This is a genomic window from Paenibacillus sp. G2S3, from assembly GCF_030123105.1.
Taxonomy (GTDB): Bacteria; Bacillota; Bacilli; order Paenibacillales; family Paenibacillaceae; genus Paenibacillus_AQ.
The window spans coordinates 3,633,217-3,645,305 of sequence record NZ_CP126095.1; the positions used below are offsets into that span (position 1 = coordinate 3,633,217).

Consider the following 12,089-nt stretch of genomic DNA (forward strand, 5'->3'; position numbering starts at 1 on the left):
TTAATTACTCCTATCTTGAATCATTTGTGCTTTGTGTATAGCTTTCTCCATCGTTTGCACTGGGTTTCTAAGTAAGTCTCCATGTCCAGTAGCTAGTATAGTCGGAGAAGCCTCTAAAAGCTTAATCGCACTTTTTAAGGCTTGATCTTTACTCCAGGTTGCCAGAGCCGGAAATGGAAACCAAGGAATTACGGTTCCTGACACTGCCGTTCCCCGGAAGGTTTGAAAAGCATCTCCGACGATAACAGCGCCGCTTCGCAAATCAATGAAAGACATAGAGCCAGGGGTATGACCTGGGGTTAGAATGGCTGTCAATGAGCCAATGGTATCTCCATCATAGAGTAATACATCTGGCCTTGTTGTTATCTTCTTGGGTACACCACCCTTAATAGGGGTCTGAGGTTCTCCCTCACGAAGTGAACGATCCCCACTAAGCAACGCTGCATCCCTTTCTGAAATGTACACCTGAGCCTCTGGAAGCTGCTTCTTTAGCTCATCCAGTGCACCTATATGATCGTCATGAGCATGCGTTATTATAATGCGAGTGATCTTCTTATCAAGCTTCGTTGCGGTATCGATAATTCCTTTTACGCTGAACGGCATTGCCGCATCTATCAAGGTCAATTCATTCTCTTCCTCAATCATGTAACAATTCACAGGAAATACTCTTGGCATCCAAGTTAGCTGTAGTAAATGACCTTCACGTGTTACTCTCATCATTACCCCTCCATAAAACTAATGGTATTAGCTTAAATATAAACTAATCACATTAGTTTTACAAGAGTGAATTTCCCACTCAACTAACCCTCTAGACTTTTGTCCGCATTTTTATTGGATCTTTTAATAATGAACCACTGCATCCATGTAATCCCAATGAAAAATATAACGGACCCCACTAAGGTGCTCATGATACTTTTAGCAATATCCAATTCCCCTGCTTCTCTAACATCAGAAAGGAACATTAATGCAGCCCATATGAATGTACTAACTACTCCCCCAATTAAATTGATTTTCTTATACCGTCTTACATCGCCTTCTTTACTCGGTAGCAGATATATTCCATCTTTAACGGAACGAACAGTAATATACAGACACCCTGCCATCACAATCACAAACGTATCCAACCAATACTTAATGTCCCATTGCAGAATAAATACTTTTACCAAAAGACTAACCATAAAGCCCACAAGCATAATCATAAATCCATGTGTACTAAACTTCTGAATTTCACTGATAATCCGCTCATCCTTAATCCTTGTCCTGCTCACCCTTATTCCTCCCAAAAAATATCGTTTAAAGATCGATCCAATGCCTTGCAGATAGCTATGCACAACTTAAGCGTTGGGTTATAGTTCCCGGCTTCAATCAGACCAATCGTCTGTCTTGTAACCCCTACAACTTCCGCTAACTGTTCTTGGGAAAGATCTTTTTGTATACGTGCCAGTTTCATCTTGATGTTCTTGTTCTCCCCCACGCTTTTCCCTCCTAATTTAGATTCATCTACTTCACCAAATTGTAATCAATATCATTCATTATGTACATTATATATTGCAATAGACATTTTAACACTACTTTTCTGTCCGACCATGCTGAGATATCTTGCTATTTTTCTGCTGAATCGGACTCAGGAGATCTTATTTTGCCAATTCGAACGGTTTCCACAAGCTATCGGACTTAGTTGCAGCTACTTCCTTCAAAACACCCTAATTCTATGTCATATGGAAGCAATAAGAGCTATGCAGTCCAATACATCTACAAAATGACTCAAAAAGCTTAAATAGCTGCAATACGGTCCGATGCGAAAGACACTTGGCGCACAAGTCAATAAAATCAGAGGAGCCGATGCCGGTACGCAACCCATTATTCCACCTTCCTTCGACAGCTTTTATACAACAAAAAAAGCACCCTTCGGATGCTTTGGATATATATTCCTTTGATATTCACTATTCAAATACCGTATGGTCTTCTGCTTATTCCACTACCTCGTTCTCTGGATAGCTATCAATGATCTTCAATAGTTCAGAAGCATCCGTGCGTGGACGGCTGTCTGGCACAGTCTCCGGGTATCCGGCATGGATCATGGCTATGATCTTCTCTCCTGGCTTCACACCAATTTTGTTACGGAATTCAGGATTATTGATATAAGGATCGGTCTTCCAAATCGTTCCCACGCCTTGCTCCCAAGCCGCTAGCTGGAAGTTCTGCACAAGTGCTGACGCTGCTGCAAAATCCTCATCCCACTCTCTCTGCCGAGGATCCTCAGGCATCACCACAATTAACGTTAATGGAATATTTGAGATATATTCTTTTCGCTTAGCAGCCACTTCAGGATCAGAAAAAGCACGTTTCACGAAAGCAAATGCCGCTTCAGCCAAGAACTTTGTACCATCACCTTGAAAAGCAATAAATCTCCACGGCTCACGCACCCCATGGTTCGGCGCCCATACAGCAACATTTAACAATTCCTCTAAGAGACCTTGTGGCAGTGGATCTTTTTTAAAAAGCTTAATAGAGCGTCTTTCTCTTATTACTTCAGCTACGCTATTCTTTTGAGTCGGTTGAGTTTGTGTCATGAGATCCACTCCCTATAGTAATAATGATAATCATTATCATTCATGATACAGTATCTATCTACCTTTTGCAAATAATATAAACAAAAAACACCGTTCCCTAAGGAACGATGTTGAAAGGCTTCAGCCGAAACGACCCATGATATATTCTTGTGTCATTTGATTCTCTGGATTAGTAAAGACCTTATCCGTCTTATCGTATTCTATAAGGGATCCCAGATAGAAGTAAGCCGTATAATCAGAAATCCGTGCAGCTTGCTGCATGTTGTGTGTCACGATTACTATGCGTAGCTCTTCTTTTAACTCCTTGATGAGCTCCTCTACTTTACCAGTGGAAACCGGATCTAGTGCGGATGCTGGTTCGTCCAAAAGTAGAATTTGTGGGTTAACTGACAACGCTCTTGCAATACAAAGGCGCTGCTGTTGTCCACCGGACAAAGCTAATGCTGAATCTTTTAACCGGTCCTTCACTTCATCCCACAACGCTGCTTTACGAAGGCTGCTCTCTACAATCTCATCGAGTGCTTTTTTTCCTTTTACCCCATGGTACTTCGGTCCAAAGGCGATGTTATCATAAATGGATTTATAGAACGGATTGGGCTTTTGCCAAACCATACCGATCTTCTGACGCAGTTTGATAACGTCTGTGCCAGGAGCATTAATATCAACTCCATCAATCCAGATGCTTCCTTTGGTTGTTGATCCGGAGATTTCGTCATTCATACGGTTCAGTGAACGAAGAAAGGTTGATTTACCACAGCCGGATGGGCCGATCAGTGCAGTAACCGTATTTTCAGCAAAAGGAAGACTAATCCCCTTTACTGCCTCATATGTTCCATAAAAAATACTCAGGTCCTCGGTTTGAAAAGATTCACGCACTGCTGTTGCCGACGTTCCCATCGATTACTCCTCCTACATCTCTACTTTAGTTTTTAGGAATTAGTTCATTCTTTTTGAAGCTGTAAGCTTACGATAAATAAATCTACCGAAATAACGTGCTGCCAAGTTGAAGATCAACACCATAATAACAAGTACTGCTGAAGCTCCCGCAGCAATTTGCGCTGCATCAGGAGCAAGGCCTTCACTATTTACCTTCCAGATATGAACAGCCAGTGTTTCAGCTGGACGGAAAGGATTCAGTGGTGAGTTCGGACTAAGTGGATTCCAGTTAGTGAAATCTAGTCTTGGGCTACTCATTCCTGCAGTGAACATCAACGCGGCTGCTTCCCCAAAGACACGGCCAGCAGACAAAATAGTACCCGTAATAATCGTTGGTAATGCTACTGGGAACAACACGGAGGTTACGATTTTCCACTTGGACAATCCTAGTGCAAAACCAGCCTCTTTTTGTTGCTTCGGAACACTACGGAAAGCTTGCTCCGTAATCCGAACCATCAGCGGTAGATTAAAGACCGTCAATGCCAGTGCTCCAGAGATTAAGGAAAAGCCAAGATTAAAATAGTTAACAATCAGCAATAGACCAAACAAGCCGACTACGATTGAAGGGAACGAAGATAATACCTCAACAATTAAGCGAATAAAGCCGGTGATTTTTCCCGGACGAGCATATTCAGCCATGTAAATACCGGCACCCAGTCCTAGAGGTACTGTAATTATTAGCGTGAGTACCAAAAGGAATAAGGAGTTGAATAGCTGAGGGCCAATTCCTCCACCTGCTCGAATTTTTTGCGGTGCAGAGAATAGAAAATCCCAACTAATGTGACTAAGACCCCGAAAGAGGATATATCCTAATAGACCAACCAGAATAGCTACGATGAGCAATGCGAAAAACACAATAAGGCTTGTGGCAATTTTATTTACGGTTCTCGGCTTCAAATTTTATTTCTCCTTTCAAGCAGTCTCACAAAGAAGACAAATACAAAGGTCATCAGCATAAGAACCAGTGCCATACTCCACAGAGCATTATTGTGCGCAGAGCCCATGGTTGTGTTCCCCATTCCAAGCGTGATTACACTCGTCAGGGTAGAAGCTGATTCAAAGAGTGATTTTGGTACGAATGGCGCATTCCCGATAACCATCTGTACAGCAAGGGCTTCACCGAATGCACGTGCCATCCCCAGTACAATACCAGTCATAATAGCAGGAAACGTTGTCGGAATAATCACTCGAGAGATCGTCTGCCACCGGGTGGCACCAAGCGCATAGGAGGATTCCTTTAAATTTTGCGGCAATGAAGCCAGCGCGTCTGCAGCCACGCTTGTAATCGTCGGAAGAATCATGACCGAGAGCACAAGCGCGCCTGCAGCTACCCCGATGCCTTGACCAGGCAGGTTGTTGCGTAGAAACGGTACAATAACACTTAATCCGATGAAACCATAAACAACTGAAGGGATACCTGCCAACAGCTCGATTACGGGCTGAAGCAATTTTTTACCCCATCCTGGGACAATCTCAGTCATGAACAGCGCAGCGCAAAGGCTAAGTGGACTAGCAATCAATGCTGCAAGTAGAGTAACTAAGAAGGATCCCGTGATAAACGGAAAAGCACCAAAGGATGGCGTATCTGCTTCAGGTGACCACTTTGTTCCGAATAGAAAATCAGTAACGCTAACATCACCACTTGTGAAAGTTGAAATACCTTTAGACGCCACAAAATATACCATCGATACAATGATTGTTATCAATAGCAGTACACAGAAGGACATATATGTACGTCCCACAAAATCTTCAATATGATGTTTCTCGATGCGTGAGTTCTTTAGTTTCACCCTCAATTGCTCCCTCTTTCTAAAGTGAAAAGAGAGGCAGATGTATCCGCCTCTAATCACTTGAGATTCTAATCCTTACAAATTACTTAGAAGTGAATTACTTGGCTGTAACATTTCCTGCAACGTCACGAGTAACTTGCATTTTTACTGCTGGAATGTATCCAAGCTCAACGACTTCACCTGTTTGTACTTCGTCTGTCAAGAAAAAGTCAAGGAATGCTTTTACTGTTTCATTTGGTTCGCCGTTTGTGTACATGTGCTCGTAAGCCCATACTGGATATTTACCAGAAATAACATTGTCTACAGATGCTTCTACACCATCAAGGCTAAGTGTTTTGATTGAATCATCAAGGTATGAAAGAGCCAGATAACCGATAGCCCCTGGAGTTTCTCCGATCATTTTCTTAACAGTACCGGAGGAATCTTCTTGAATCGATCCTGGGATATCTTCAGTTTTGGTTCCAAGTGCAAAGCTTTCAAAGGTTGCGCGAGTACCGGAGCTGCCTGGACGGTTGATGATTTGGATTTTTTGATCCGCTCCACCAACTTCTTTCCAGTTCGTAACCTTACCTGTGAAAATATCTAGAAGCTGTTGCTTAGTCAAGCTGTCTACACCAGCATCCGGATGAGTTACTGCTGCGATCGCTACTACTGCTACTTGATGATCTACAAGAGCTGCTGCTTTTTCTGCATCGGCATCTTTTAGTTTTTCTTCTGCGAATACGTCAGAGTTACCGATATCTACTTGTTTCTCAGCTACTTGAGTAAGACCAGTACCACTGCCGCCGCCTTGAACCTGAATGTCCACACCAGCATTTTTATCCATGAAATTCTCGGCTACCAGCTCAACCAATGGTTGTAGTGCTGTTGAACCTGAAGCTAGAATCGAACCACTTATTTTAGCGCCGCTACCTTCATTTGTAGCTGCAGCGTTTCCTCCCGTGTTGTTTGCCCCACCATTACCGCAAGCTGAAAGTGCTAGTACGCTTGTTAAAGCCAAAGTCATAACCCAAGATTTTTTGAATTGCATTGTTTTGTCTCCTCCTAAATGTTTTGTTAGCACGGCTTCCTCATACAGTTCATACGGAACTGGCTTCGCAAGCTTTAACATGGTGTTGTGGAGCTTTGGCCCCCATATGCTTGTTTACTGTAAAAGTGCATTGTACGCATATGTTATTGTTGTTGTCCGGAGCTTCTTAGCCCCTCTGACTCTTCTTATTCTAGAGCTCGTTCGTTAGAGAAACTTCTTAACTTTGTAAAGCCAACGATAAAAATACCAATAGAAACTATATATATGTATAGATTTAATCTATAATGGAGATATAATTTGTTATCCAACTTATCATTGTACGGAGGAAAGTCATGAATATTATGAAGCTAAAGATCGTTATCCTACTTGAAAAATATAAGAAAGTAACCGATGTAGCTGCTGAATTAGGCCTTAAACAACCCACAGTATCTTTTCATATGAAGAATCTAGAGAATGAATTTGGAACGCCTTTATTCCAATATCGAAGTGGAAGAGTACTGCTCACAGATGCGGGCCGGGCCCTTTATCAATATGCGCTCAAGATTGTCTCACTTACAGCCGAAGCTGAACGTACTGTTAAACAGTTTTCTTCACCAACACAAGGTACTTTAAAGCTGGAAGCAAGTTATATACCTGCAACTTATATTTTACCTAAAGCGCTAATCCAATTCATGAAACAATATCCTGGGATTAATAATTCAATGACGATCCAAAGTGATACTTTGTTAAAGGAACGACTCCGAAGCCGAGAAATTCAAATGGCTATTTTACACACTTCTGATTGGCATGATGAATCCTTTAACTTTCAGCTGGTTGTCCGCGACGAGCCTGTGCTCATTTTTGCCCCTAGTCACCCTTTTGCAACTATAGAGAAGTTAACACCAGAACAGATCGCGCTTGAGCCTTGGATTCAGTATGAGGGTGGTTCTTGTTTACGGGGATTTGCGGATCAATGGGCAGAAATAAATCATATTCGCTTGTGGAACCGATCCGAGTTGAATTCACCTGAAACTCTAAAGATGTTAATTAGCGAGGGAGATGGCGTAGGCATTTGTTCTAGAGTTAGCATTGAAGCAGAACTTGCGTTAGGTCGTCTTTGTTATGCTCCTCTACCGGGAGTTTTGCCTGAAAGCGGTGGTTTTGTACTGGCTTGGCGAAAAGATCATATATTAACGCCATTGCAGCAATCTTTTGCCGATATATTAAACAACAACTAATAGGTCCTCCTATTTTATAAAAGAGAGCGCCCAAAGCCAAAATGGTTTTGAGCGCTCTTATTTGCTTATTCTATAAAGGGAAACATTAACTTTTCATTCTCACTTGTATACATATTTTCCTTCGTAATGAATTCGGAGCCTGTATCCATAACAGGAGCTACTTTGTGACCTGAAACGACTTCAAGTGCAGTTTTCACAGCCAAGTACCCCATAGTAAAAGGTTTTTGAATCACCGTTCCCAGCATCGTTTCGTTCTCCAGCAACTGAACCTCACTACTTGAATTGTCGAACCCAACCAGCTTCACTTTTGATTTTAAGCCCATAGCCATAATCGCCAGTCCCGCACCTAATGTAGAGGGCTCATTTAGGCCAATGATTCCCTTTATTTGTGGCTGATTCTTTAGAAGATCAACAGTTAATTGATATGCCTTCTTCGAAGATCCGTTACTGTAAAGGGTATCCTGCACAAGATTAACTCCATTCTGAGATAAAGCATCCCGAACCCCTTTCTCCCTCTCGATAGCTGTAGCGGAGCCTGGTACAAAATTCATAATGGCGACTTGATCGTCGCTTTGAATATTTTCAATCAACTTCTGCGCTGCTTTACGGCCTGCTTCATAATTATCTGTGGCGATAAAACTCTCCGATACACCGCCGTTCAGTCCCGAATCCACCGTAATAAGAGTGATACCAGCCGCCTTAATCTGCTCAGCAACCGGAACAAGACGATAATAGTCGGTAGCAGCTAAAATAATGGCATCGGGCTTCTCCTCAATCGCCTGTTCCAGTAATTGAATCTGCTTATCTACATCTAGCTCGGTATCTGTTCCTACCGTATGGACATCTGCACCGAATTCCTTGGCAGCAGTCGCCACTCCTTGTTTCATTACCTCCCAGAATTCAATACTGGTATCGATTGTCTTAGGAACGTAGATAATGGTTCTGACCTTTGGATCAAGATCGTTCATAAACATACGATAACCTACCCACCCAAGCGCTACAATGAAGATTACCAGTAGAGCAGACAAGCCTATTTTCGACCATAGTGAGCTCATGGATTCTCCTCCTCATAGAGCGCAGGAATTCTTAAAATGACCGTCGTCCCTTCTTCCATTTCACTCGTAAAAGACAACCCGTAATGGTCCCCGAAATATAGCTGAATGCGATGGTTCACATTTGCGACGCCAACCCCACTGCCAATCCTGTAATCTGCCTTTTGAAGCAATAACTTGTTCATCTGCTCTGGATTCATACCAACACCATTATCTATAACCTGAATGGTAATATCGTTTTGCTCTTTTTTACCTCTAATCAGGATGTGCCCTTGCTCAGGATTATGCTTTATCCCATGATAAATCGCATTTTCAACTAAGGGTTGAAGGACCAATTTCAATATACTGCATTCAAGAATGTCTTCATCCACTTCTATCGAATATGTGAATTTATGGCGATAGCGCATATTCTGAATCGTTAGATAGTGTCGAATATGTTCTAATTCTCTTGCGATCGGAATCAATTCCTCGCCCTCACCAATCGTTGAACGCATCAGCTTCGATAATGATGAGGTCATTTCGACCACCTCCTCCATCTTACCGGTCTCTGCCATCCAGATGATCGAGTCTAGCGTATTGTACAAAAAGTGGGGCTTAATCTGTGCTTGTAATGCTTTCAACTCACTCACACGTTTCATCTCTTGCTCCATCACAATCTGGCTCATTAATTCTTTAATCTTCATGATCATCAGATTAAATGTTCGGGCAAGCTTGCCAATTTCGTTCGTGCTCTCAATTTCCACACGAATGTCGAACTCTCCGCGTTCAGCCTTCTTCATGTTTATTTCTAGATTCTTAAGTGGCTTAGTTAGTGCGTACGAAAGAAGCACAGATATAGCCATGGCAAAGATGAGACTTACAGCTCCCCACAAGGCAGCTGTACCTTGCATCTGCTGTTTGTTAGCAACCAGATCATCCGGATAGGTCACCCCTACAATCTTCCAGCCAAAGCTGGTTGTATCCACCGTGTACAGCTTCTGTTCGTTCCCAGTGTTCACTGTAACCGACCCGCTTTTAATCCCAAGAACGGTTTCCAATTGCTCAAACTTAAGCTGCGAGTAGATCAGCTGCTGTTGAGGATGATAGACTAGGCTCCCTGACGGATCTACGATGAATACATAACCGCGTTTTCCCAGTTCGATTTGTTTGCACAAATTGTTAATAACGCTGTAATTAAGATCTACAAGTAGCACACCTTGTCGATCTGCTTCCATTTCTGAAAAGGTATCTGATAGCTTTCTACTGATCGACACTACCCATCGGTATTCATCCTGAAATAAGTGCTGCACATGTGAAGAGGAGACAGCCACTCCAGTCTGGTTCAAAGCTTGCTGATACCACTCTTGAGCAATCAACTCAGGAAGCGGTTTCAAAACCGCGTCCAGTCGATCTGAAACCGTTATACCCTCCGAGCTTGCATACACTATAGAAGAAATGTCGGTGCGGGATTGGACGACAGATCGAAGATATTGGCTGGCTAACTGCTTATCTTTGACTTTCCCTTCTTGTCCCGAACTCGAACCTTTTACATATCTCTCAAGATCACTACTAGTTAATACCAAAGCAGCAATACTCTCCATGTTGCTAATATAATTCTCGATGTTCAGTTTTACTTGTTCTATTAATTGTGAAGTATAGGCTACGGAATTCCCCATGACGGCAGCTGAGGAGAGTCGGTATGAAGTATAGCTCAGAACTATGGTTGTGCAGAGAATAAGAAGGGAAAAAGAAATAGCGATATTATTATGAATACTTCGACTTCGGAAGAAACGATGAGGGTTCATAGAAGGAGATTCTCCTTCTGTCGCTGTCGATACTCCTTCGGTGTGATCCCAACATTACGTTTGAAAATCACACTAAAGTACTGAGGATCAGCATAGCCAACTCTAGCAGCGATGTCATAAGTCTTCAACTGTGTGACGGTAAGGAGCTCTTTAGCTTTTTCCAAACGGAGACGAGTCAAATACTCAATAAAAGTCTCTCCAGTATGCTGTTTAAAAGTCGCACTGAAATAACTGATGCTCATAAAAATATGGCTGCACAGCTCATTAAGTGAAAAGCTGTCATTACAATAATTCTCCCGAATATAAGCTTCTGCTGCTTTCATCTGAGAGGTTCTGACGGTTGTTCTTTGTTCCGATAGCTTGAGTATCAACTCATGGCAAGTTCTCTCCAAATAATTCCTAGCTTCATCTAAAGTCTTAAGGGCTGCAACCTCAGCAAACATATTATGCGAAACAAGCTCTGTATTTGGGAATCCGATATCGACCACATAGTTCATTAGAGAGACGAGCATTTGGTAGATGCTACTGCGGCAGTCTTCTATAGAAGAGCTATTGCTCTTTAGCTCCTGAAACCATTTTGAGAGGACATCTGAGATCGCTGATGCTTTCCCTGTCTTCAACGCGGATATGAATTGCTTTTCCCATGAAGAGAAATGTGCTTGATCCAATCCTTTGCCGAACTCAAGATCCTGTATGGAGATAACCTTATCTATGCCTAAAAGATATCGATATTCTATGGATGAAATCGCTTCCTGGTATGATTGTGGAATTTGCTGTAAATCAGCGTATTTTCTACCGATGCCGATGGTAGCCGTCAGCTTCAAGTACTTGTTCAGGCTGGTTTGTACTTGATCTGCAAGAAGTTGTGTTGTGACTTCGATCTCATCGGAATCCCCTGATAATATCGCAGCGAATTTCCCATCTCTCGTCTGAAATACGACACCGCCCTGCTCCTTCTCAAGTTGCTCCTGCACAATGTTAAAAGCAGCAAAGCGCAGTAGCTCAGCATCAGAAGCAATATCCAGGCTACGATTGTCCATTTCTATATCGATTACGATTGCAAGGTTAGCCTCACCCTGCAGCTGTATATGAAAATAATTCATTTTAATCTCGATCTCGTCGTTTTTCATACGAGTAGTAACAAGATTCTCCAGAAAACGTTCGCGAAGCAAAGGAAAGCTCTGATTTAATTGCATACGAAGCTTAGCGATATTGGCCTTTTGTAAATGCTCTTCATCCAAATCCTGCTTCATCTTGCTTAGATATTCGGCAAACTCACGAGCATTAATTGGTTTTAACAAATATTCCGTCACCTTCAAGGTTATAGCCTGTTTAGCGTATTCGAAGTCTTCATAACCAGTTACGATAATGACCTTCATGTCCCGGTATCGTTCCATTACAGCTTTAGCCAATCCTAGTCCATCCATAAAGGGCATGCAAATATCTGTAATAATCACATCCGGTCGATACTGCTCGACTGCATCAAGGGCATCTCTGCCGTTATCGAAATCTCCAACGAGCTCAAAACCATGATTATTCCATGCTATCTTCTGTTTAATCCCCTCACGAACCTCGTCTTCATCATCAACTAGAATAATCTTATACATCCAACACCTCCTCAGCTATTGACTCATCGAGTACATGTAATGTAAATGTTTACCTTTTGGGATAAGCATAATAGAGGTTGCCTTCTTGAGGCAACCTCTA

Annotated in this window: 12 protein-coding genes; 1 reads left to right on the plus strand and 11 read right to left on the minus strand. The window is 42.3% G+C overall.

Annotation, left to right across the window (positions count from 1 at the left end; all coding sequences use genetic code 11):
• The 8 genes from QNH28_RS15765 to QNH28_RS15800 all read right to left on the minus strand — a co-directional run bounded on the left by QNH28_RS15765 (position 1) and on the right by QNH28_RS15800 (position 6,329).
• Complete coding sequence (locus tag QNH28_RS15765) at positions 1 to 717, minus strand: MBL fold metallo-hydrolase (protein ID WP_283912166.1); 717 nt, start codon at positions 715 to 717, stop codon at positions 1 to 3.
• Positions 718 to 800: 83 nt separating this feature from the next.
• Positions 801 to 1,268: a DUF6773 family protein gene (locus QNH28_RS15770; RefSeq protein ID WP_283907536.1), complete on the minus strand. Its 468-nt coding sequence runs from the start codon at positions 1,266 to 1,268 to the stop codon at positions 801 to 803.
• 2 nt (positions 1,269 to 1,270) lie between these two features.
• Positions 1,271 to 1,450: a helix-turn-helix transcriptional regulator gene (locus QNH28_RS15775; protein WP_042132222.1), complete on the minus strand. Its 180-nt coding sequence runs from the start codon at positions 1,448 to 1,450 to the stop codon at positions 1,271 to 1,273.
• Between the two features lie 520 nt (positions 1,451 to 1,970).
• Positions 1,971 to 2,573: a nitroreductase family protein gene (locus tag QNH28_RS15780; RefSeq protein WP_283907537.1), complete on the minus strand. Its 603-nt coding sequence runs from the start codon at positions 2,571 to 2,573 to the stop codon at positions 1,971 to 1,973.
• 120 nt (positions 2,574 to 2,693) lie between these two features.
• On the minus strand, positions 2,694 to 3,470 hold the full coding sequence (gene pstB / locus QNH28_RS15785) for a phosphate ABC transporter ATP-binding protein PstB (protein WP_042188599.1): 777 nt from the start codon (positions 3,468 to 3,470) through the stop codon (positions 2,694 to 2,696).
• 39 nt (positions 3,471 to 3,509) lie between these two features.
• Positions 3,510 to 4,406, minus strand: coding sequence for a phosphate ABC transporter permease PstA (gene pstA, locus QNH28_RS15790; protein WP_042128135.1), 897 nt, complete (start codon positions 4,404 to 4,406; stop codon positions 3,510 to 3,512).
• The gene (gene pstC, locus QNH28_RS15795) at positions 4,403 to 5,305 is read right to left on the minus strand and encodes a phosphate ABC transporter permease subunit PstC (protein ID WP_042128137.1); all 903 of its coding nucleotides are present in this window, start codon (positions 5,303 to 5,305) and stop codon (positions 4,403 to 4,405) included. Before pstC ends, pstA begins: the two co-directional genes overlap by 4 nt.
• Before the next feature lie 91 nt (positions 5,306 to 5,396).
• A complete protein-coding gene (locus QNH28_RS15800; RefSeq protein WP_283907538.1) occupies positions 5,397 to 6,329 on the minus strand; it encodes a phosphate ABC transporter substrate-binding protein PstS family protein in 933 nt (310 codons plus the stop codon).
• Between the two features lie 332 nt (positions 6,330 to 6,661).
• Here QNH28_RS15800 and QNH28_RS15805 point away from each other — a divergent pair, with 332 nt between their 5' ends.
• Positions 6,662 to 7,546, plus strand: a complete 885-nt coding sequence (locus tag QNH28_RS15805) for a LysR family transcriptional regulator (protein WP_283907539.1) — start codon at positions 6,662 to 6,664, stop codon at positions 7,544 to 7,546.
• 65 nt (positions 7,547 to 7,611) lie between these two features.
• Here QNH28_RS15805 and QNH28_RS15810 read toward each other — a convergent pair whose 3' ends face one another.
• The 3 genes from QNH28_RS15810 to QNH28_RS15820 are packed head-to-tail and all read right to left on the minus strand — an operon-like array spanning position 7,612 to position 11,989.
• A complete protein-coding gene (locus tag QNH28_RS15810) occupies positions 7,612 to 8,601 on the minus strand; it encodes a substrate-binding domain-containing protein (protein WP_283907540.1) in 990 nt (329 codons plus the stop codon).
• A complete protein-coding gene (locus QNH28_RS15815) occupies positions 8,598 to 10,382 on the minus strand; it encodes a cache domain-containing sensor histidine kinase (RefSeq protein ID WP_283907541.1) in 1,785 nt (594 codons plus the stop codon). The genes QNH28_RS15810 and QNH28_RS15815 overlap by 4 nt, the downstream gene beginning before the upstream one ends.
• Positions 10,379 to 11,989, minus strand: coding sequence for a response regulator (locus QNH28_RS15820; protein ID WP_283907542.1), 1,611 nt, complete (start codon positions 11,987 to 11,989; stop codon positions 10,379 to 10,381). The genes QNH28_RS15815 and QNH28_RS15820 overlap by 4 nt, the downstream gene beginning before the upstream one ends.
• Between the last annotated feature and the right edge of the window lie 100 nt (positions 11,990 to 12,089).